This window comes from Trinickia sp. Y13, assembly GCF_029522115.1.
Classification (GTDB): Bacteria; Pseudomonadota; Gammaproteobacteria; order Burkholderiales; family Burkholderiaceae; genus Trinickia.
This window is the reverse complement of record NZ_JAKWFK010000005.1, coordinates 182,433-203,690: the sequence shown is the minus strand read 5'-3', so window position 1 is coordinate 203,690 and position 21,258 is coordinate 182,433. Positions and strand designations below refer to the sequence as shown.

The following is a 21,258-nucleotide window of genomic DNA, read 5'->3' as shown; positions in this document are numbered from 1 at the left end:
GGCAGGCGTATCCGAATCCGCCACGCACGCAGCGCCGAACCAGCGAACGAGTCCACGAGCCGGGCACCATTTCTCCCTCGTTATCGACGCATTGCATCAGAGGCACGCTTTGACGAGCGCGGTTGCGACGTCGGTCGCCACGAGGGCGAACAGAAACAACCCGCTTGCCATGAGCCCCACCCTTGCCACGAAAGCTTGCCCCTCCACCTTCGTATCGGGCGCATCCGGCGGCTCGCTGCGCTGCGTGCGCGCGAGGCGCCGCCAGTTGCGCCATGCAAGCGACGCGCCAAGCACCCCGACGATCAGCAACAGCGCGCTCATGCCGACGACGCTCCAGCCCACCGCCGGCGCGAGCGGCACGCGCAACGGCACGTCATGCGGAAAGCAGGTCTGAGCGATGAGCGCTTCGCCCGCGCAAATCTGCAGGAGCCACGCGACGGGCGTCGCCAGCACGCCGACCGTCAGCGTCCATTTCGAAACGGGTTCGCCGCTTACGGCGCGCTTCGCTTCCATTTTCTAAAACCAATAAGGCGTCAAATACAGCGTCGTGAAGATGAAGAGCCACACGACATCGACGAAGTGCCAATACAAGCTGCCAATGGTCAGCGCGGCATGGCGGCGCTCGTCGAAATAGCCGAGTGCCGTCCACCATCCAAGCAACACCAGCACGAAGATGCCGACGATCACGTGGGCCAAATGAAACCCCGTGATCGTGAAATAGAGCGAGCCGTAAAGGTGCGACGTGGGGCCATAAGGATGGTCGTGCCATTCGTGCAACTGAATGCCGACGAACACCACGCCGAGCGCCACGGCTACCGCCATCGCCGCCACGGCCCACTTCTTTTTTCGACGGCGAACGAACCGCTCGCACAGCCAGGCGAACACGCTGCTACTGATGAGGATTGCCGTGTTGACCGACGACAGGCCGAGCTTGGGCAACCCCTCGGGCGGCCAGTGCGTCGTCTGCTGCACGGCCAGATAGAGGTACGAGAAGATCAAATAGCCGAACAGCGCCGCCTCGGTTGCAATCAGCATCGCGCATCCGAGCAAGCCGCTCGCGCGCTCGCCCGCACTGCCGACGGGCAGCGCATTGGCCGGACGCAGCAGAACCGCTTGCGCATCCTCGTTCATTTCAACTCTCCTCTATGGGCGCGGGCTCGCGTTGGATCAGTTCGCGCTGCGGCCAAAGCCAGACCGCAATCGAGACCCCGCAGCCGAGCAACATCGCAAGCGCAGCGCCCCACCACTCGAGCGCGAGCGCCGCGAAGAACAACGCGGCGAACAAGCCCAACATGAACGGCGCGTACGAATCCTCGGGCATTTTCAGAATGACGTAGGGCTTGCCGCTCAACGCCGTGGTGCCGAGCGCTTCGCGCCCCTGCACGAGCAAGTAACCTTCGTCGAGATGCGAGCGCCCGTCGGCCGGCTTGTCGGCCTCGCCTTCCATGCGCGCTTCCCACAACGGGTGCCGGCTCGCGACGATCGGGAGGACGGCGAAGTTATAAGGCGGCGGCGGCGAAGGCACGGACCATTCAAGCGAGGGCGCGTCCCACGGATTGGCGCCTGCGATCGGCCCGCGCTTGAGGCTGTAAATGAGGTCGACGAGAAACACGAGAATGCCGAAGGCGAAGACGAAAGAGCCGATCGAGGTCAGCATGTTGACCGTGTTCCAGCCCATGTCCGGCGGATAGGTATAGATCCGGCGCGGCATGCCGAGCAAGCCGGCGATGTGCATCGGAAAGAAGCCGAGATTGAAGCCGACGAACATGAGCCAGAACGCGATGCGGCCAAGCCGTTCACTCATCATGCGGCCCGTGAATTTCGGAAACCAAAAATAGGTGCCCCCCACTACCGGAAATACGTTGATGCCGATGAGCACGTAGTGCAAGTGCGCGACCACGAAGTAAGTGTCTGTCAGTTGCCAATCGAGCGGCACGGCCGCGGTCATGACACCCGATACGCCGCCGATGACGAACAGCAAGACGAATCCGGCAAAGAACAAAAACGGCGTTTTGAATACCGGACGGCCAAGCCAGATCGTGGCAATCCAAGCGAACGTCGCCACAGCGCTCGGAATGGAGATAATCATGCTGGCCGAGCCGAAAAACGCGAGCGCGAGCGGCGGCAGGCCCGTCGCGAACATGTGATGGATCCATACGACGAAGCCGATCACCATCGTCGCCACGGTCGAGATCGCGACGGGTCCGTAGCCCACGAGCGGCCTGCGGCAAAACACCGGCAGCGCATCGGAGACAATGCCCATAGCAGGCAGCACCACGACATACACCCATGGATGCGCGAAGATCCAAAACAGATGTTGCCAAAGCAGCGCGCGCCCACCCCCGCCCGTGACGTCGAAGAAATGCATGCCGATGCGTCGATCGAGCCACAGCATCAGGAACGCCAGGCTCACCGAAGGAACCGCGAACAGATTGCCGACGGAAATGGTCAACGTGCCCCAAACCAGCACGGGAATCCGATCGATCGACATGCCCGGGGCGCGCATGCGCAACAACGTCACGACAAAGTTAGCCGCGCCGACGGAGGTGGAGACTCCGAGCAGCACCATGCCGAGCGCGTAGACGTCGATGTTGGGGCCGACGTCATAGGTCAAACTCGACAGCGGAACGTAATTGAACCAGCCCGCATCCGCCCCCTGCCCAAGTGGAAAACTGGCATAGAGGAAGATGCCGGCAAATAGAAACACCCAATACGAAAACGCGTTGAGCCGCGGAAACGCCATGTCGCGACTGCCGAGCACGAGCGGCCACAGATAATTCGAAAAACCGGACAGCACCGGCAGCGCGTAAAGAAAGATCATCGTCACGCCGTGCATCGTAAACAGCTGGTTGTATTGCTCGGGTGTGAGGAGGTGCTCGTTCGGTCGCGCGAGCTGAACCCGCATGACGAGGGCTTCCACCCCGCCGATCAGCAAGAACACGAACGCCGTAACGAGGTAGCGCAGTCCGATGGTTTTGTGATCGACCGTCGAAAGCCATCCGCGCCAGCCCGGGCGCGTCTCCCACAGCTCATGCAAGCGCGCTTTCTCGGCTTCGTCCAGCGCGCCGCGTTGCAGCGGCCGGGAAAGGCGAACGGTGCCGGGCGGGTCGCCGGGCAATGCGGAGATGGGCGTCTCTGACATTGTGCTTCGCTCACTGCAAAGTGGAGAGATAGGCCGATAACGCCGCCGCTTCGGAAGCAGGCAAGGCGATCGACGGCATCAGCGAATCGGGCTTGATGCGCTGCGCGTGCTCGATCCAATCGAGCCGGTGCTCGGGCGTGTTCGTCATCTGGCCCGCGGCAATCAAGCGGCGCGAAGCCAAATGCGTGAGGTCGGGCGCTTGCATGCCGGACGCATCCGAGCCGTGCACGGAATGGCACCCCGCACAGCGCTCACCGAAAATGCGCTGACCCGCCCGCGCATCGGGCGTCGTCGCAGCCTGCGCATCGCGCCGCTCGGCATCGCGCCATGCGTCGAACTCGGCCTGCGGTTGAGCGACGACTTCGAACGCCATGTGGGCGTGTTGCGCGCCGCAAAACTGCGAGCACTGACCACGGTAGACGCCGGGTTCATCGGCTTCGATCCATTGGACGTTCGTTTGGCCCGGGATCATCTCTGTCTTCCCGGCGAGCTTGGGCGCCCAAAACGTATGAATCACATCGGCGCTGCGAAGCTCGACGCGCACCGGCACACCGACCGGAATATGGATTTCGTTGGCTGTGACGAATTGACGCGACGGATCCTCGGCATCGGGATAATCGACTTTCCACCACCAGTCGTAGGCAGTGACGACGATCGTCAACCCCGCCTCGCGGGAGGGTGAGGCGACCGACTCGAGGGTGACCATCGCATAGACGAGCGCGGCGAACAACGCGACCGACGACACGCCGGTCCCGATCGCAAGCCACCGCAAGCCGCCTGAATCCGCAGGCAGCCGCTCGGCCTGGCCCGGCGCGATCGCGCGCCGTCGCCTCGCGATCGCGGCGACGAGCAGGACGGCGATCAACACCATCACCGTCGTCACGAGCGCGATCAAGGCCCAACCCAGCCGGTAGGTCGGCGCGGCCGCAGGCCCGGCCGCATGCGTCAAATATTGAAGGGGCGCGACGCTCATCGCCATCGGTGCTCAACCCGCAATTCCGGCCAGTCCGTTGTCGCTATCCGCGCTCGGGTTGACTGCCCCGTGCTTCGCACCCGCGTCCTTGGTGTCGTCGCTGCCGCCACCGTCCTCGCTAGATCCGCCTTCGCCAGGCTTGGGCGATCGACCGGGATCGACGCGCGTCGCGCCGCCCACGGCAGGCGGATCGCTCGCCGGAAACGTTTCGTCCACCCCGTGATCGATGCGCGCCTCCTCGTGGTTTTTTTCAGCCGGTTGCTTACCGTTCGGGTCCGACATGATCTGTCCTCCACACGCTTGAAAACGAGCGTTGCCGCGCAATACGCATGCCCGCTGGCAGGCGCCAGTCGGCCGACGCCGTGCGGGCCGATCATCGCCTCGCCGGGCTTTTCGCCATGCAACGCAAACGGGCGCTGCGTGCGCTCGGGTACGCGGTTTGCGTGCCGTCGATCGTTTTTGCGATCACGACCTGTTATGCCCGACGCCGACGACTCTCCCCGTGAAACTGCTCACGACGAACGACGCGACGAAGGCGGCAATCCGCAAAGCAAGGATGCAAACGACGGAGCGAGCCACGGCAAGACCGGCGGTGGGGCCCCTGACGACGAACGCAAGCCGCGCAGCAAAAAACCGCTGATCATTTTGGCCGTCGTCATCGTATTGCTCGCGGTTGCGGCTTTCGTCTGGTGGTTCGCGACGCGCAACCAAGAAAGCACCGACGATGCCTACACCGACGGCAACGCCATCACGGTCGCGCCCAAGGTGGCCGGCTATGTCGTCAAGCTCGACGTCGACGATAACGTCTACGTTCACAAGGGCGACGTGCTGCTGGACATCGACCCGCGCGAGTACCGCGCGCAGATGGACGCGGCGCGCGCGCAACTCGGTCTCGCCACGGCGCAAATGCAAACGGCGCAGATCCAACTCGATATCGCGCGCGTGCGCTACCCGGCCGAATACCGGCAGGCACAGGCGCAAACGGCCTCGGCGCGCGCCGACTTCAAACAAGCGCAGGCATCGTACGAGCGCGAGCATCAGGTCGATACCCGCGCCACGTCGCAGCAGAGCATCGATGCCGCCGACGCGAAAGCGGCATCGGCGCGCGCCTCGGTCAAAGAAGCGGATGCGCGGCTCGCCACGGCATCGCTCGTCGCTCAGCAAATTCGCCAAGCCGTGGCCGCGGTGGAGGAGCGCCGCCGCCAAGTGGATCAAGCGCGGGCGCAGCTCGAGCAGGCCAAACTCAACCTCGCATGGTGTCAGGTGCGTGCGCCGTCCGACGGCTGGATCACCCGACGTAACGTGCAATTGGGCGCCTTTTTGCAACCTGGCGCCTCGTTGTTTTCGATCGTCACGCCGCAGCTATGGGTAACGGCCAATTACAAGGAATCTCAGCTCGCCAGGATGCGCCCCGGCGATAAGGTGGAAATCGACGTCGATGCTTACCCCGACCTGACACTGCACGGTCACGTCGACAGCATTCAGCAAGGAAGCGGCTCGCGCTTCTCCGCGTTTCCGGCCGAAAACGCCACGGGCAATTTCGTCAAAATCGTGCAACGTGTACCTGTAAAGATCGTCATCGACAGCGGCCTGCCAACCGATCATCCGTTACCGCTCGGCCTCTCGGTCGAGCCAACGGTCTACCTCAAGTAACGGGCGAGGCGATCGATGGGGCAGGAAAACTGGAAACCGCGAGCGAACCCTTGGCTCATCGCCGTCGTCGTCACGCTTGCCGCCTTCATGGAAGTGCTCGACACGACGATCGTCAATGTCGCGCTCCCGCATATCGCGGGCACGATGTCGGCGAGCTACGATCAAGCTACGTGGACACTCACGTCATATCTCGTCGCCAACGGCATCGTCTTGCCGATCTCCGCGTTCTTCGCGCGTCTGCTCGGTCGCAAGCGTTACTTTCTGCTGTGCATCGTGGCGTTCACGGTTTGCTCCTTTCTCTGCGGTGTCGCAACCAACCTGGGCGAGCTGATCGTCTTTCGCGTGGCGCAGGGATTTTTCGGCGGCGGACTGCAGCCGAATCAACAATCGATCATCCTCGATACGTTTCCGCCCGCCCAGCGTTCCCGCGCGTTCTCGGTATCGGCCGTGGCGATCGTCGTCGCCCCAGTGCTCGGGCCGACGCTCGGGGGCTGGATCACCGATCACTTCTCGTGGCGCTGGGTGTTCCTGCTCAATGTCCCGTTCGGCATTTTGACGACGCTCGGCGTGCAGCAGCTCGTCGAGGACCCTCCCTGGGCGCAAACGAAGCATGAAAAGCTCTCGATCGATTACATCGGCATCGGCCTCCTTGCCGTCGGACTCGGTTGCTTGCAGGTCATGCTCGATCGCGGCGAAGATGAAGATTGGTTCGGATCGCCGTTCATCCGCGTATTCGCCGCGCTCGCCGCGATCGGTCTGGTGGGGGCGGCGCTCTGGCTCAGCTATGCGCGCCACCCCGTCGTGCGGCTGAGTCCCTTGCGGGATCGCAATTTCGCCCTCGGCAGCGTGGCAATGGCCGCCTTCGCCATGATTTTGTATGGCAGCGCCGTATTGATCCCGCAGCTTGCGCAGCAGCGACTCGGTTACACGGCCACGCTTGCGGGACTCGTCCTCTCTCCGGGCGCGATCCTCATCACGCTCGAAATTCCCATCATCAGCAAAATCATGCCGCACGTCGAGACGCGCTTTTTCATCGGCCTGGGCTTCGCGTTCCTTGCCGCAGCACTCGCCTACGCGCATTGGCTCACGCCCGATATCGACTACAAAACCTTGGTCATGATGCGCAGCGCGCAATCGCTCGCGATCGGCTGTTTGTTCGTGCCGACCACGGCCCTGGCGTATCTAAGCGTGCCGCGCGATCTGAACAACGACGCATCGGCGCTCTTCACGATGTTTCGCAACGTCGCCGGATCCATCGGCATCTCCGTCTCCACGGCGCTCGTGCGCGAGCGTGCCCAAGCACGCATGGCGCATCTCGCTTCGCACATGACGCCGCTCTCGCAGAACTTCACCGACGCGCTGAACGCTCGCACGGCGACCATTTCGTCCCTGCTGGGCCAACCGAGCGCGCAAGCCGAGCAAACCGCACATGGGATGCTGTATCAAACGTTCGTCTCGCAAGCGACCATTTTGGCTTATGTCGATGTGTTCTCCATGCTGGCCATTCTGTGCGTGTTTTGCGTGCCGCTCATGTTCTTCTTCTCACCGGTGAAGGCCGCCGGCGGACCGGGAGGGCATTGAAGTGGAAAAGCTCGCCTCTGCCCGCAACTACGTTCGGCGCACGCTGGTTATGGCACTGCCGATCGCGCTCAGTGCGCTGTCGGCTGCATGCACGGTGGGACCGGATTTTCACCCGCCGCAAGCGCAAGTGCCCGAGGCATGGCACGACCTCGCGCGGACGGACACTGCCCGAAGCGCCTCCGCTGCGAGCGACGCGCGCGCTGCGATGCCGCCGGACGAACCATCCCGCTCCGCCATCGACATGGATAGCGATCCCGATCCGCGCTGGTGGCGCACGTTCCGCGATCCGACGCTGGACGCGTTGATCGAGCAAGCGCACGCAGGCAATCTCGATCTGCAGCAAGCGGTGCTGCGCATCGTCGAAGCACGGACGCAGATGCAGTCCACGGCGGCGCAAGGCCTACCGAACCTGCGCGCGAGCGCGAGCTATCAACGGGAACAACTGGGCCTAAAAGGTTTTCTGCAATCCAACGGCGTTTATAGCCAAGTCGATCAACTCGGCGCACCGAATTCGCCGGTCGACGCAGTGGCGCCCGGCACCGGCCCTGCATTGCAACGACAGGCCAACGACGTGCTCGATCGATTGACGTCACCGGTCAACCTTTGGCAGGCAGGGTTCGACGCGTCCTGGGAGCTCGACTTGTTCGGCCGCGTGCGCCGCTCGGCCGAGGCCGCATCGGCGGCCGTCGACGCCGCACGCGAGAGCCGCAACGATGCCTTGCTGTCGCTCGAGGCCGAAGTCGCGCAAACGTATCTGCAACTGCGCGGGGCGCAAGCGGCGCGCGATATCGCGGCGCATCTGGCCGATGACGCGCGCGACACGCTCGCGTTGACGAAAAGCCGCGCCTCGGTGGGCCTCGCGAGCGCGCTGGACGTGCAGCAAGCCGCCGCCGATCTCGCGCAAGCGCAGGCGCGCGTGGCGCCTTTCGACGGCCAAATCGCTCAAGCGCAAAACGGTCTCGCGTTGCTCGTGGGCGCGGCCCCCGGCGCACTCGACGCGCAACTCATGCAACCGGCGCCCCTGCCAGCGCTACCGCCGCGCATTCCGATCGGCCTGCCGTCCAGCCTCGCGCGCCGTCGCCCGGACATTCGACAGGCGGAAGCGCAATTGCATGCGGCGACGGCCGATGTCGGCGTGGCCGTCGCGCAGTTCTACCCTGACATCACCCTGACGGGGAACATTGGCACGCGCGCCAGCAACGCGTCGGACCTCGCGCGCTGGTCGCATCTTTTCTATTCGTTCGGACCGGCGATTTCGCTGCCGGTCTTTTCGGGCGGCGCGCTCGTAGCCAATCTTCATCTCGCGAACGCGCGCCAAGCGCAAGCCGCGCTCGCCTATCGGCAAGCCGTTCTCGTTGCACTGCGCGACGTGGACAACGCGCTAGCCGTCTATCGAACGGACCTTGCGCATCGCGATGCGCTCTCCACCGCGGTGGACACCCAACAAAGCGCTTACGCACTTGCGCGCGAACGCTATCGAAAAGGCTTTGTCAGCTTCATCGACGTGCTCGATGCGCAACGCCAATTGGCACAAGTGCGGTCGCAATTCATACAGGCGCAAACGCAACTCGAAACCGATCTCGTCGCGCTTTACAAGGCGCTCGGCGGCGGATGGCAACCCGCGGCATAGGGCTTGCTGGTTCGTCGAAGGCAACCGCATCGCTGCCTTGAGCATCGCGCGATGCCCATGACCGCACTCCCACGACCGATACGACGATGGCACCAGTTCCCAGCGATCCCCCCGGCACGCCGCCGGCACGAGCACGAGACACCGATTGCGCGCCAAGCCCAACCGGCGTGCTCGATGCGACGCCGATTGCTGCGGTGCGAGCGCACGCCTATCGGATTCCGACGGACGCGCCGGAAGCGGACGGCACGTTCGAGTGGACCTCGACGACGCTCGTCGTCGTCGAAATCGACGCGGGTGGATGCACGGGTCTCGGTTATACGTATACCGACGCGAGCGCAGTCGCATTGATCAACGAAACATTGGCCAAGGAGTTGCTTCACGCGCCTGCCGCGACCGTACGCGCATTGACACAGCGCTTATGGCGCCGAGTGCGCAACATCGGCCGCTCGGGTCTGTGTGCCACCGCTATCTCTGCGCTCGATTTCGCGCTATGGGACCTCGACGCAAAATTGCTCGGCGTTCCCCTCGTGCGCTTGCTCGGCGGCGTGCTGCGCGAGCGCGTGCCGATCTACGGCAGCGGCGGCTTCACGAGCTACGACGATACTCAGTTGCGCGATCAGTTGGCGCATTGGGTGACCGTGGATGGCTGCACCGCAGTCAAGATGAAAATCGGCGCGCAGCCGGAGCGCGATCCACAGCGCGTCAAAACCGCGCGCGAAGCGATCGGTGACGCCCAACTGTTTGTCGACGCGAATGGCGCGCTGACCGTCAACCAAGCGTTGGTGTGCGCCGCACGTATTGCAGACGAGGGCGTAGCGTGGTTCGAGGAGCCCGTTTCATCGGACGATCTCGCGGGGCTGCATCTCGTGCGCGAAGCCGCGCCGGCCTCGATGGACATCGCGGCCGGCGAATACGCGTACACGAGCGACGATTTTCGCCGAATGTTGGAGGCGCAGGCGGTCGATGTCCTGCAAGCCGATGCCACCCGCTGCGGCGGCGTGACGGGTTTCATGCAAGCGGCGCAGCTGTGCGACGCGTGGCACATCCCCCTCTCCGCGCATTGCGCGCCCGCGCTGCACCGCCACTTGGCCGCGGCCGCGCCGCGGCTACGGCACATCGAGTGGTTTCACGACCACGTCCGGATCGAATCGATGTTGTTCGACGGCGCGCCGCACGCCGAAGGCGGCACGATCGCGCCCGATCTCTCGCGCCCTGGTTGCGGGCTCGAATTCAAGCGAGCCGACGCGCAACCTTACGCTCTATGAAAGGAGAAGACCGCCCATGAATCGCAAGGCGGACGGTATCGTCACCGTCTTGGGCCTCGCCGCCGGTGCGTTGGCCGCGGCGGCGATGGTCAAAGGCAACTGCGTGCGCCGCAACGCGCGCGGCGAGCCTGCGGCGAACGCGTTGCGCGCCGTGCGAGACGCCGGCATGTCGGCCTTGCACCACGCGCACGCGGGGGCGCAGAAAGACGCCCACATCCATGCGGCTCGCGCATTCAACCGTAGCTCGGCGCTGCTTGCATGGTCCGCGCTAACGGACTCGGCCGTCGAGCATTACCGCGGCTCGTTCGAAAACCGCGCAATGTACGCGCCCCTGGTCGTCGGCGCCCTTTCCTTGGCCGCGGGCCTTCACGGCGGCGCCGATCACGTCGGTAATCGCCACCGAGTGCGCAACGGAATTTACTTGGCGGCCGCCGGCGTCGGCATCGCGGGAACGGGCTTTCACCTTTACAACGTGACGAAACGGCCAGGCAGATTCAGTTGGCACAACTTGTTTTACGGTGCGCCGCTCGGCGCACCTATGTCGTTGCTTCTGTCCGGCGCGCTCGGCGCAATTGGCGAGAGGCTTCGCGACGAACCCGGGCATGACCCGCAGTTGTTCGGCATGCCGGCCGGCAAAGCGCTCGCCTTGTTCGCTGCCGTGGGCATGGCCGGCACCGTGGGGGAGGTCGCCCTGTTGCATTTTCGCGGCGCCTTTCAAAACCCCGTCATGTATGCGCCCGTGACCGTACCGCCGATCGCGGCCGCGCTGCTCGCACGCGCAGCGCTCGGGCCGCCCCGAACGAATTGGTGGACGCGCCTCTGGTTGCGCATGACAGCCGCGCTCGGGGCGATCGGCGTGGGGTTCCATATCCGCGGCGTCGCGCGCAATCAAGGCGGCTGGCGCAACTGGTCGCAAAACCTCTTGAGCGGCCCGCCACTGCCTGCGCCGCCGAGCTTCACCGCACTCGCGACCGCGGGCCTTGCGGCATTGCGTTTGAGGGACACCGAACGATGAATACCGAGCGCCGCCCGCGCTATCCGGGCTACGACGTCATGCGCAAGCGCGACACGCCGTCGTGGGACGACGCCACACGCGAAGTCATCGACGCACGGCTCGCGCAGCGCAACGCCCCGAGCTTTTGCAACGACGTGCAATGGCGCGCACTCGATTCGCTGTGCGCGGTGATCGTTCCGCGCTCGCGCGCCGCGACACGAGAAGTGCCCGCGTCCAACGAAGGCACGCCGACCGATGCCCGCCGTTGGCGCCCGGCGAGCGTTCCCGTCGCGGCTCTCGTCGACATGAAGCTTCTTCACGACGGCCGAGACGGCTATCGCGACGCGCGGCTGCCTCCCCTGCGCGACGCCTGGCGCATCGGCCTTGCGGCGCTCGACGCCGAAAGCCGCCGCGCTTTCGGCGCGGCGTTCGCAGACATCGACGAGGCCAATCAGCGTGAACTGGTGACGCGCATGCAAAGGGGCGAGTTGGCCGACCCCGCGTGGGAAGGCATGGCCTGCGACGTGTTCTTCAGCTTGCGAGTGCTCCATGACATTGCCAGCGCGTACTATGCGCATCCGCAAGCGTGGAGCGAAATTGGCTTCGGCGGCCCCGCGAATCCGCGCGGCTACGTGCGCATGCAGGCGAACCGGCGCGACCCGTGGGAAGCGGCGGAAGCGGCACCCGGGAACGAAGCGCGCGCGCTCGAGGAGAACCGCCGTGCGCGATGACGCCCTGCATACGCCGCGCGGCAAGAACGGGCGCGCGCCCGATGTGTTCACCATCGGCGGATGGGTGCCGATGCAGGCGTACCCGCAAGACGACCCCGTCGATTTCGCGATCGTCGGCACGGGCGCGGGCGGCGGCACGCTCGCTTGCCGCCTGGCTGAACAGGGTTTTCGCGTGGTCGCGTTCGATGCCGGCGCGTGGTGGCGGCCACTCGAGGAATTCGCGTCGGACGAAACCCACCAATCGAAGCTGTACTGGACCGACGAACGCATCTGCGACGGCGAGCAGCCGCTCAAGATGGGCAGCAACAACAGCGGCAAAGCGGTGGGGGGCAGCACGGTCCACTTCGCGATGGTGTCGCTGCGCTTTCGCCCCGAGTGGTTCAAAGCGCGCAGCCTGTTGGGATACGGCGCCGACTGGCCCATCGATTGGCGCGAGATGTGGCGCTATTACGCGTATGTCGAAGACGCGTTGAAGATTGCCGGTCCCGTCAATTACCCGTGGGGCCCGCATCGCCCTCGCTACCCCTATCGCGCGCACGAACTGAACGCCGCGGCGTTGGTGCTCGCGCGCGGGTGCGATGCGCTCGGCATCCCGTGGACCCCAACGCCGCTCGCCACCGTTTCGGCGCCGCGTGGCAAGTCGCATCCGTGCGTCTATCGCGGCTTTTGCGTGACCGGTTGTGCAACGAATGCGAAGCAAAGCGCACTCGTCACGTGGATACCGCGCGCGGTGAAAGCCGGCGCGGAAATTCGCGACTTGTCGATGGTGGGGCGCATCGTGCTCGACGAGCACGATCGCGCTCAGGGCGTGGAGTATTTCCGCGAGGGGCGCTGGCAATTTCAGCGCGCGCGCAACGTGGTCGTGGCCGGCTACGCGATCGAAACCCCGCGGCTGTTGTTGATGTCTGCAACACCCCGCTTTCCCGATGGCCTAGCGAACCGCTCGGGCCTCGTCGGCAAGAATCTGATGGTGCAGTCCAATCAAGCCGTCTGGGGCTTGATGGACGAAGAGATCCGCTGGTACAAGGGCCCGCCCTCGCTTGCGATGAGCGAGCATTGGAACTACACCGACGAGGGTAAGGACTTCTTCGGCGGCTACTGCTATATGAGCCAGGGCCCATTGCCGAACGCATGGGCCGCCGTGCAAGCAGGCCGGGGCCTCTGGGGCGAAGCGCTGCACAGCGAGATGGAGAAGTACAACCATCAAGCAGGATTGAAGATCGTCGGCGAAACGCTCCCGCAAGAAATGAATCGCGTCACGCTCGCCGATGAGAAGGACGCCTATGGCTTGCCGATTGCGCGCATCACGCATTCGCTTTGCGACAGCGACAAGCGGTTGGCTCGGCACGCGCTCGATTTCATGACGACTGCGCTCGAAGCGGCCGGCGCGAAAGAAGTATGGCGCCAGGAGGACGATACGTGCCACTTGAACGGCACCGCGCGCATGGGCGACGATCCGAGCACGAGTGTCGTGAACGCCGACTGCCGCAGTTGGGATATTCCGAACCTTTGGATCTGCGACGGCTCGGTGTTTCCGACGGTCGGCGGCGTCAATCCATCACTGACCATTCAAGCCATTGCATGCCGCACGGCGGATCGCATCGCGGCATTGCGCTCGCGCGGCGAGTTGTGAGGCACACGATGCCATTGCACGGGCACGATCATTGCATGAAATTCGCAAAGGACGTCCAACTTTCGGAGGACAGCTACCGTGGAAAATGCGCAGAACAATCCCACTCAGAGCCAGCAAAACGAAATTGCAGCGAAGAGCCCGGCGAAAACGCCGGCCGCGGGCGATATGCCCGACGCGAAGACACAAGCGCGCGAGTTCGCCAAGAACAAGAGGGCAACCTCGCCTGCATCGGTGGCCGCCAAGGAGCCTGCCCCGCTGCCGTCGATCGAACATGGCACGAAGGATATCGATAGCCCCGATCCGGTCGCGCGAGCCAACGCGCGCACCGTTTCCGTGGACAACGCGGGCATGGCCGCGTCGGACGACACGGTCGATACCGACGGCAAGGGTCTCGAAGCGCGACGCGGGGCATCGATGTGGCAGGACAACGTCATCCATTCCAATGCGAGCGTTGAAAACAACATTCCGGTGCCGCCTGCGGGCCTTGTCGATCTCGACAGCCGCCCCGGCGGGAATGTACCGGTCATTGCGACGCGAGAAGGCTGGCGCGTGGCCTATCACGGGACGGTCGACGTGAAGGAACGCAATGGGTCGCGGGCCGAGCAGGTGATCAGCTTGGAACGAACGGGGAACGGCTACTCGCACGGATAACGATGGCTTGGCGGTGCACTCGAGCGCTTTGGGTGCGAGCCGCATCGGCGCGAATGCTCGGTCGCTCGCGCACGGTACCCGCTTTATAGACGACAGACCGCTTCCCAGGAGCCCGGCATGCCGCACTCGCGTCGTTTCCCGAACATCGTAGTTATCACCGGCGCCAGCGCGGGCGTGGGCTGCGCGGCAGCGCTCGCTTTCGCACAGCAAGGGGCCGACGTCGCCCTGCTCGCCCGCGACGAAGAAGCGCTCTCGCAAGTGGCGCAGATCGCCCGCGGGTACGGCGTGCGTGCGCTGACGATCGCCACCGACATGAGTTCGGCGCAAGCCGTCGAAGCCGCCGCAGAGCGCATCGAGAACGAGCTCGGCCCTATCGACGTCTGGGTCAACAACGCCATGGTGACGATGTTCGCGCCCGTCGCCAGCACGACCCCGGAGGAGTTCGCTCGCGTGACGGAAGTGACCTATCTCGGCTACGTGTGGGGAACCATGGCCGCGCTCAAGCGCATGAGCAAGCGTAACAAAGGCGTGATCGTGCAAGTGGGTTCGGCCCTCGCCTACCGCGCGATTCCGCTGCAATCGGCGTACTGCGGCGCCAAGCATGCGATCCGAGGGTTCACCGATGCACTGCGCTGCGAACTACTGCACGACAAGAGCCGCGTGCGGGTGACGATGGTGCAGATGCCCGCCCTCAATACGCCTCAATTCGATTGGGCAGCGAGCCGAATGCCCGGGGCACCACGCCCCGTCGCGCCCGTCTACGAACCGGAAGTGGCTGCGCGCGCGATCGTATGGGCCGCGCGGCATCCTCGCCGCGAACTGTACGTCGGGCTTTCGTCCCTCAAGGCGATCGTTGCCAACAAAATCGCACCGGGCTTGTTGGATCGCTATCTGGCCAAACGCGCGTTCAAGGCGCAGCAACGCAAGAGCGCCACCGATCCCGAACATGCGGTCGACCTGTGGCAACCGGTCCCGGGATCGCATAGCATGCGCGGATCGTTCGGCAAGGAAGCAAAGTCGACATGCGCCTCGCTATGGATCGACACGCATCGTGGCCTGGCGTTGGGCGCGGCCCTGACGTTGGGGGTGGTGGCGTTGCTCGCGCGGCGCGCAGCGGGGGACGCGTCGCACCGCTGACGCATCGCTACCTCGCGCGATGGGAACGCCGCTCGCAGCGCAACGATCAGTACGGGTAGATTAAAATCGTCGCCGTATCGCTGGCGCCACGGTAGCTGACGGTAACATAACCGAACTGCGCCGACTTCCCGACCACCGTCAACCCAGTCACACTGAAAGAGAAGTTGCCGTCCGTCGCCCAGACGCTGCTCGGGGCGTCGATAGGGCCAGGGCCCGAGCACCCGACGCTGCAGGTATCCGTGACGTTGCCCCCGGTTTGCCTATCGACGACCGTGCCGACGATTTCCCCTGAAACGCCATTGGACAACCACGATGGCGCCTGAGTGATCGTTACCACGTAAGGCGATTTCGGCGAAAACGTATAGTCCTGGTTCTGAGGCGGGACCTCTGCATGGTCCGTCAGGTACGCTGTCAGCGTGACAGTCTCGCCGGCCTCGTTGCTATCGATGAAACCTGCGCTTGCAACGGTCACCCCTTGCATGAACGTCGCGTTCACCGAGATCCAAGCGCTCCCGTCCGGCTTGGTACCGCTATCGACGACGTTGCAGTTATCCGACGCGAATTGCGCCGAGCCTGCCGGCAACTGAAATGTCACCCGCGTTTTGTCGGGAGCGGGGGCGTTACCTTCCCAGGTCGTAACGTTTGCCTTGTTCTGCGCGGCGCCATCGGCTTGTGCTCGATTCGACAGTCGATTGAGGCTAAACGAGTAATTATTCGACGGGACTGCAGTGAACGTGAAATCCTGCGTCTTGAACGGGGCATCCGTATGGTCGCGCAAAGAAGCCTTGAGCGTGACCGTTTCCGCCTGAGCATCGAAGAACGACGCGTCGGCGATGTCCTGCTGGACGTCGTTGTCGAAATGCGTTTTTACATAGAGAACAGTCGGGCTGGAGTCGGGTTGAACGTAACCCGCAGGCTGGGTCGTATCGAAGCGGGCAGACGTGCCGTTATCGAATTCGAACTTCACGATCTGCGCTTGGGTGAGCGCACCGCCGTTTTGCGTGACGACGGCGCGTCCCGCATTCTCGGATTTGCCATCCGCCGGTTCGTCGTTCACGTGCGAATCCAAAGCGATGGCGAAAGCAGTCTCCGTGGCACCGATAAATGTGTAGGGAGTGGGATCGCTGCGAATGTGCGGGCTAGCCGTCAGCCAAGCGACGATTTCTCCAGACTCAGCCTTCGTATCGACGAACATGACGTCAGAGCGGCCCATCGGGCCGGTTTCCGGGCCAGTTATCTGCTGTGATCCATCACCGAACGTTGCAGACCCTGAGGAAATTTCGAATGTGATCGGGACACCAGGTTGAAGATAGCCATTGCGTGTGAGTTTGGCTTCAGCTTGGTCGGCGCTCTTCCCATCGGCGGCAACATCGTCCGTGGGAAGCGTAAGAGAAAGCTGATAGCCCGATTCGTCGTCGGCCGTCGCTCGCTGCAACGAGGGAGGTGTTTGCTGCTCTGCCATGCGAAGCCCCTGAATTGACGCTACACATCATCGATCGGCATCCATTACGATGCGCACGGGAATGAGATGAATTCAACAGGATACGGAAATCGGATCGCCTCCTGCTGCCCCGGCACCGACAAGGTGACATTGACTTTCTCTTCGCAGGTGTCGACGATCTCAGCGAATCCAGTGCCATCGGCAAACAACTTGATAGTCCGCGCATGAGGCGTCTCGGGATCGGCTCCCACTACGCGCGCTTGGCTTTCCTCGTCAACGATGGTGACCGCCACACCCTGTGAAACCCATCGAGGCGAAACTTTGAAATAGATACAACAGGCCGTGACCCCATCGCACGGCACGGCGCTCGTGTAGTTGTATCCGACGATACCCGAAGCGCCGCCATCGGCGTACTGGCTGAACGTCGCGTTCACTGTCGGCGGACTGCCAGGAAGAACTTGGGAGTACGCTGCGATGCAGACCAAGCTTTGATCTTTCGACGACACGCTGAACCTGGCAAGGCCATCGCCGTTCAGTTGCGTTGTGTAAATCGTCGGATCTCCGCCCGTAGCCTCCGCAATGACCCCACCCGCCGAAACCGAGATCGTCACGGCAAGTCCGGGCGCGCCGAAGACGGCCCCATAGTTGCAAGGCTTGAGATTGGGGAGCTGACTTGACGTATTCGCGGCGCCCCGAGTACAGCTCAGCTGCAGTGCAGTGATGTCCGCCCACGCAATTTCGACCTCGGTATTCAGCGAAACATGAAGCGACTTCGTGTTCCGTGAAACACGCGTCGCACTGTCCCGCAACACCTCGTAATACGCCACACCGCTACCGAAATCGCCGAGCAACTGGATACTGCGCAAAGGGATCGTATCCTCGATATAGCCATTGCAGGCATCTTGCACCGTAAGCGGCCGGCCCGACACATACGCTGCCTCAGGAATTTCCTGACCTGTCTCGTCGAAGCCACGCCAATAGAACACGACCTGATCGCCCTGCTGCACATCGTATTGCGTCCGAACCGGCGTGCCGTTGCACTGTGCAATCTTCGTGTAAAGCAACACGCCGTTGTTGGCGTCCGGGAAGACGGGGCCAGGGTATTTGCTCGACGTGGAACCCTCGATGGTGACCGGCGTCGGGAGCGACGACGCGCAGTCGTCGACAGCATTGATTCGCGTGTACGTCGCGACATAAGCTCCGTTCGGAATATTCTCGGGATCGAATTCCGCATCCCACGACGCGTTGTCTATATTACTTTTATCAAGATAGATATAGTTATCCGACGGCGTATCGTTCAAATATCCGCGCAATCTATCCCCAAAGCTCGGATGCCAGCCAGTGTTTTGATAGTTGGGAATCTGAACGACAATCTTTTGATTGGGCGAAAGCTCATCAACGTGAATGACCCACTGCCCTTGCTCTTGAACCGCCTCGGGAAGGCTGGGCGCCTCCAATTGGATCGTCTTTCGGCCGGCCAGACGCATGGCGTTCTCTTTCTTCATGCGAGGTTCCCATCCCGCTGCGCGGGCGCCGTCGAAGTCGGAAAAGCTTGAAATCGGACCGCGAACGGCCCCAGTTGATAAGTACCGGGCGCGTTGGGAAGCGTCATCGTGAATTGGACCGACTCCTCGGTCTTATTGACGAGCAGGATGGTGGCGCAGCCATCGCTCTGCAGCTTCACGTCGCGCCACTGAGGGTGCTCAGATGACGCATCGACGATGGTCGCGTGGCCACTGGTGACGGCAACCCTCACGACGCCCCAGTCAGAGCTATCCGCTTTTATCTGCACGCAACAAGGCGTGACGCCGTCGGAGGGCGCGCCCGATGTATACGCGTAGCCGACAAAATGCTGATTGGGGTCGTTCTGCGGGTTGGCGTCCCAATAGTCCTGGAACGACGGGAATATCGAGACAGGGTGATCAGGATCATCCTGATCCGCTACGCTGCCAGAGATAAGGAGCAGGTTCGATGCAGACGCAAGCGTTGATTTCGACCTTGCGCCTCGAATCAGGAACCATGTGAACCCGTCCGCATTGAGCATGGGCCGGTAAGGCCCCGTGCCGTATGAGGTACCCTCTCCGGCCATGAGGATGCCCGGAAGTTGGCTACCGTCGTTGGGGTCGCTTGACCCGATGATCTCTCCGCCAACCGTCACGTTGCAAATCATCGTGTGTCCCGGCGTGCCATGGACCTTGACCCAATTGCACGGCTTGAGGGAAATGCCCTCGGCGTAGTAATAAGCAGCCTGCGTCGTGACGATCGCCTGCAAGGAGACCGCGTCATGTCCCGCGGTATCGCGCTTCGCGCCACCCATTCGTGCTCTCCCCTCGGTCGGCATCGACCATGCACCGGCGTGGCGAGCCTCAAGCCTTGCCCTGCCGAGCCGCCACTTTCGGAACGAATTTTCAGACCGGCGTGTAGCTTTGATTCGCCGTATTCAATATGACGGTGAGCAGCCCGGAACTCTGATTTGGCTGACCGGCGCGGACCACCGTATAGACGATGCAGCATTGACCCTGCGTCCCCCCGTCCTTCTTTTGATCCCAGCCTTCGAACGGCGCAGCGGGGAAATGAAGCAACACGGATCCCTTTCTCAAATCCCCCTCCGCAATGGGCGGTAAAACGTTGGCCGGAACCGTAATCGGCACCCTCAATGCATCGCTATCGGGCCGGTAGCCGGTCAACACAGCCGTTGCGCTCACAACATCGCCTAATTGAGCATTCCACGAGGCATCCGGTTGTTTCAATTCAACCTGTATAGTCACGAAACCCTTGTTGAGGGTGGTTTGGTTGATGTGTCCCGCGTACGGGTACAATTCAGGGGAATCGAGGTTTCCACCGGTCAATCGGATGTTGTTGCCCGTGCCGAAAAAACCTCTTATCGTGCTCGCGCTGGGCAAGCCGGTCTCCATCCCGCCGACGACGAACAACATCTCATTCTTTTGCCCACCAGGCATCAGATCGCTATAGGCGAGACTCGCAAGAAACTCACAAGGCACGGAAGAGCTATCTGTCTTATAGTGATATGGACCGCCGGCGATTGCATTATTTACGACCAGATATACGTTATCCGCCGGATGTGCGTCTTTGTAGTGAGGAATTGAAACCGTTACATAGGGAGGATTTTGGAGATCATCGAAGTTAAGTGTATCGTTTGTCATCGGGTCGAGAATCTTCGGATAGCTATCCTCCAAAGCCTGGGCGTAATTATTAATATCCATAACGAGGAATGGCCGCGGATATTCATATGTCACATTGAAGTTGTGCCGTGCCGTGACGCTTTGCGCTATCGGGCCCGTGCTGTCTTTGGCCACGAGATAGAGACTCGCCACACCGTTAGCATCGGTCATCATGCGAACGTAGTAACCCTGCTGATTGATATCTTTGACGAAAACCGCATCGGCTGACGGAAGCACGTCTGCCCAAGCGGCTGTGGAGGAAGTATATGCATTCACCAGACTGCTAAAGAGTCCGAATGACTGATCGCTTCCCTCATGCCACTCGACCACGTACCCAGGAACCGGGTTCTCGCCGTCTTTGACGACGCAAGTGAAGCTCGTCGTGTACTGGGTCGCAGCGGGAGTGAGCTGGTCTCCCTGCCCCGTAGGCAGCTCGAGCAGTGTGCTGCTGGGACCTGAGCAAATGATCGTCGGATCGGTCGTCTCGAGCGTGTAGGTCACCGTCGACGCATCGTCCGGCTTAGCCGCCCCTATCCATTCGCTACCCGCCGTCGCATTCATGACTATGGAATTCGACGTATCGGAGTAGTCATGGCGAATAAATAGTTTTGCCGTGCCAGAGGCATTGCCGGGCGCAATATCGATCGGCACGTTCGTCAATTTATATTGACCCAAAAGTGCCGCAAAATGGCTGCTAACGCCCTTGCTACTGCCGGAGAAATCGATCGTTGCTCCTTCTGGAATCTTGTTGGATCCCGTCATCGTGACAGTTGCTACGATACACAAGCCCTGGTGAGGATAGACTTTCGTCGATGCGTCTGGAGTCAGTTCGATCGACCCGGCGCCACCGAGATCCTGGCTCGCTCCTTGTTCACCGTGCGTCATGACGATTGCCCTCCAAGAGTGAAAGATATCCGCTTCAGGGAATGCGTTGGCGAGTGTCGGGATGGACACCTTCACTGTCGCCATACACTTTCTCGCGGCGCACAGTGGTTGGAATATTCTCGATATACGAACCAGGAGTCAATGCCGTAATTGAGAATTTTCACCCTCGTTGTCAATTGACGAGATCATTCGTCAGCCCCACAATTTCGAGAAATTATCAATTTTTGAGATTACGTTGAGATCACGGCCAATCCAACGCAATCTCAAGACAACGACCTGGTCGATATCCGGCGATATCTTCGCGTGAACCAACGTGAAAGCGGGCCCGGTCCCACATTCTGAATCTTCATGATCGATTCG

Annotated in this window: 18 protein-coding genes; 9 read left to right on the top strand and 9 right to left on the bottom strand. The window is 62.4% G+C overall.

Translation table 11 applies throughout. The features are described 5' to 3' along the window. Positions 1-96: 96 nt before the first annotated feature. Genes MMB74_RS11720 through MMB74_RS11700 form a run of 5 tightly spaced genes read right to left on the bottom strand, consistent with a single transcriptional unit; the run spans position 97 to position 4,397 of the window. Positions 97-513 carry a hypothetical protein gene (locus MMB74_RS11720; protein WP_277428800.1) on the bottom strand — a complete coding sequence of 139 codons (417 nt, stop codon included), beginning with the start codon at positions 511-513 and terminating at the stop codon, positions 97-99. A 3-nt stretch (positions 514-516) separates the two neighbouring features. Continuing rightward, positions 517-1,131, bottom strand: a complete 615-nt coding sequence (locus MMB74_RS11715) for a cytochrome c oxidase subunit 3 (protein ID WP_277428799.1) — start codon at positions 1,129-1,131, stop codon at positions 517-519. Between the two features lies 1 nt (position 1,132). Further along, the gene (ctaD, locus tag MMB74_RS11710; RefSeq protein WP_277428798.1) at positions 1,133-3,142 is read right to left on the bottom strand and encodes a cytochrome c oxidase subunit I; all 2,010 of its coding nucleotides are present in this window, start codon (positions 3,140-3,142) and stop codon (positions 1,133-1,135) included. 10 nt (positions 3,143-3,152) lie between these two features. Continuing rightward, positions 3,153-4,115 (bottom strand): cytochrome c oxidase subunit II, encoded by a 963-nt coding sequence (coxB, locus tag MMB74_RS11705; RefSeq protein ID WP_277428797.1) that lies wholly within the window; start codon positions 4,113-4,115, stop codon positions 3,153-3,155. 12 nt (positions 4,116-4,127) lie between these two features. After that, the gene (locus tag MMB74_RS11700) at positions 4,128-4,397 is read right to left on the bottom strand and encodes a hypothetical protein (protein WP_277429000.1); all 270 of its coding nucleotides are present in this window, start codon (positions 4,395-4,397) and stop codon (positions 4,128-4,130) included. A gap of 195 nt (positions 4,398-4,592) precedes the next feature. Here MMB74_RS11700 and MMB74_RS11695 point away from each other — a divergent pair, with 195 nt between their 5' ends. From MMB74_RS11695 to MMB74_RS11655, 9 genes are all read left to right on the top strand, one after another. Next, positions 4,593-5,768 (top strand): HlyD family secretion protein, encoded by a 1,176-nt coding sequence (locus tag MMB74_RS11695; RefSeq protein ID WP_277428796.1) that lies wholly within the window; start codon positions 4,593-4,595, stop codon positions 5,766-5,768. Between the two features lie 15 nt (positions 5,769-5,783). Further along, positions 5,784-7,349 (top strand): DHA2 family efflux MFS transporter permease subunit, encoded by a 1,566-nt coding sequence (locus MMB74_RS11690; protein WP_277428795.1) that lies wholly within the window; start codon positions 5,784-5,786, stop codon positions 7,347-7,349. Between the two features lie 49 nt (positions 7,350-7,398). Further along, a complete protein-coding gene (locus MMB74_RS11685) occupies positions 7,399-8,979 on the top strand; it encodes an efflux transporter outer membrane subunit (RefSeq protein ID WP_277428984.1) in 1,581 nt (526 codons plus the stop codon). Positions 8,980-9,065: 86 nt separating this feature from the next. Next, positions 9,066-10,244: an enolase C-terminal domain-like protein gene (locus MMB74_RS11680; protein ID WP_277428794.1), complete on the top strand. Its 1,179-nt coding sequence runs from the start codon at positions 9,066-9,068 to the stop codon at positions 10,242-10,244. A gap of 16 nt (positions 10,245-10,260) precedes the next feature. After that, positions 10,261-11,259, top strand: coding sequence for a hypothetical protein (locus tag MMB74_RS11675; protein ID WP_277428793.1), 999 nt, complete (start codon positions 10,261-10,263; stop codon positions 11,257-11,259). After that, positions 11,256-11,969 carry a gluconate 2-dehydrogenase subunit 3 family protein gene (locus tag MMB74_RS11670; RefSeq protein ID WP_277428792.1) on the top strand — a complete coding sequence of 238 codons (714 nt, stop codon included), beginning with the start codon at positions 11,256-11,258 and terminating at the stop codon, positions 11,967-11,969. Before MMB74_RS11675 ends, MMB74_RS11670 begins: the two co-directional genes overlap by 4 nt. Further along, entirely contained in the window at positions 11,959-13,602 is a 1,644-nt protein-coding gene (locus tag MMB74_RS11665; RefSeq protein ID WP_277428791.1) for a GMC family oxidoreductase, read from the top strand. Before MMB74_RS11670 ends, MMB74_RS11665 begins: the two co-directional genes overlap by 11 nt. Positions 13,603-13,680: 78 nt before the next feature. After that, positions 13,681-14,253, top strand: a complete 573-nt coding sequence (locus MMB74_RS11660) for a DUF3005 domain-containing protein (protein WP_277428790.1) — start codon at positions 13,681-13,683, stop codon at positions 14,251-14,253. Positions 14,254-14,370: 117 nt separating this feature from the next. Beyond that, entirely contained in the window at positions 14,371-15,390 is a 1,020-nt protein-coding gene (locus MMB74_RS11655) for an SDR family oxidoreductase (RefSeq protein ID WP_277428789.1), read from the top strand. A gap of 46 nt (positions 15,391-15,436) precedes the next feature. Here MMB74_RS11655 and MMB74_RS11650 read toward each other — a convergent pair whose 3' ends face one another. The 4 genes from MMB74_RS11650 to MMB74_RS11635 all read right to left on the bottom strand — a co-directional run bounded on the left by MMB74_RS11650 (position 15,437) and on the right by MMB74_RS11635 (position 20,982). Continuing rightward, positions 15,437-16,852 carry a hypothetical protein gene (locus tag MMB74_RS11650; RefSeq protein ID WP_277428788.1) on the bottom strand — a complete coding sequence of 472 codons (1,416 nt, stop codon included), beginning with the start codon at positions 16,850-16,852 and terminating at the stop codon, positions 15,437-15,439. 44 nt (positions 16,853-16,896) lie between these two features. Beyond that, entirely contained in the window at positions 16,897-18,336 is a 1,440-nt protein-coding gene (locus MMB74_RS11645) for a hypothetical protein (protein ID WP_277428787.1), read from the bottom strand. Continuing rightward, the gene (locus MMB74_RS11640) at positions 18,333-19,148 is read right to left on the bottom strand and encodes a hypothetical protein (RefSeq protein WP_277428786.1); all 816 of its coding nucleotides are present in this window, start codon (positions 19,146-19,148) and stop codon (positions 18,333-18,335) included. Before MMB74_RS11640 ends, MMB74_RS11645 begins: the two co-directional genes overlap by 4 nt. A gap of 91 nt (positions 19,149-19,239) precedes the next feature. Then, positions 19,240-20,982 carry a hypothetical protein gene (locus MMB74_RS11635; RefSeq protein WP_277428785.1) on the bottom strand — a complete coding sequence of 581 codons (1,743 nt, stop codon included), beginning with the start codon at positions 20,980-20,982 and terminating at the stop codon, positions 19,240-19,242. Positions 20,983-21,258 lie beyond the last annotated feature (276 nt).

Coding starts and splice junctions, on each gene's coding strand:
- MMB74_RS11720 (WP_277428800.1), bottom strand. CDS start 513: ATGGAAGCGAAGCGCGCCGTAAGCGGCGAACCCGTTTCGAAATGGACG.
- MMB74_RS11715 (WP_277428799.1), bottom strand. CDS start 1,131: ATGAACGAGGATGCGCAAGCGGTTCTGCTGCGTCCGGCCAATGCGCTG.
- ctaD (WP_277428798.1), bottom strand. CDS start 3,142: ATGTCAGAGACGCCCATCTCCGCATTGCCCGGCGACCCGCCCGGCACC.
- coxB (WP_277428797.1), bottom strand. CDS start 4,115: ATGAGCGTCGCGCCCCTTCAATATTTGACGCATGCGGCCGGGCCTGCG.
- MMB74_RS11700 (WP_277429000.1), bottom strand. CDS start 4,397: ATGTCGGACCCGAACGGTAAGCAACCGGCTGAAAAAAACCACGAGGAG.
- MMB74_RS11695 (WP_277428796.1), top strand. CDS start 4,593: ATGCCCGACGCCGACGACTCTCCCCGTGAAACTGCTCACGACGAACGA.
- MMB74_RS11690 (WP_277428795.1), top strand. CDS start 5,784: ATGGGGCAGGAAAACTGGAAACCGCGAGCGAACCCTTGGCTCATCGCC.
- MMB74_RS11685 (WP_277428984.1), top strand. CDS start 7,399: ATGGCACTGCCGATCGCGCTCAGTGCGCTGTCGGCTGCATGCACGGTG.
- MMB74_RS11680 (WP_277428794.1), top strand. CDS start 9,066: ATGGCACCAGTTCCCAGCGATCCCCCCGGCACGCCGCCGGCACGAGCA.
- MMB74_RS11675 (WP_277428793.1), top strand. CDS start 10,261: ATGAATCGCAAGGCGGACGGTATCGTCACCGTCTTGGGCCTCGCCGCC.
- MMB74_RS11670 (WP_277428792.1), top strand. CDS start 11,256: ATGAATACCGAGCGCCGCCCGCGCTATCCGGGCTACGACGTCATGCGC.
- MMB74_RS11655 (WP_277428789.1), top strand. CDS start 14,371: ATGCCGCACTCGCGTCGTTTCCCGAACATCGTAGTTATCACCGGCGCC.
- MMB74_RS11650 (WP_277428788.1), bottom strand. CDS start 16,852: ATGGCAGAGCAGCAAACACCTCCCTCGTTGCAGCGAGCGACGGCCGAC.
- MMB74_RS11645 (WP_277428787.1), bottom strand. CDS start 18,336: ATGAAGAAAGAGAACGCCATGCGTCTGGCCGGCCGAAAGACGATCCAA.
- MMB74_RS11640 (WP_277428786.1), bottom strand. CDS start 19,148: ATGGGTGGCGCGAAGCGCGATACCGCGGGACATGACGCGGTCTCCTTG.
- MMB74_RS11635 (WP_277428785.1), bottom strand. CDS start 20,982: ATGGCGACAGTGAAGGTGTCCATCCCGACACTCGCCAACGCATTCCCT.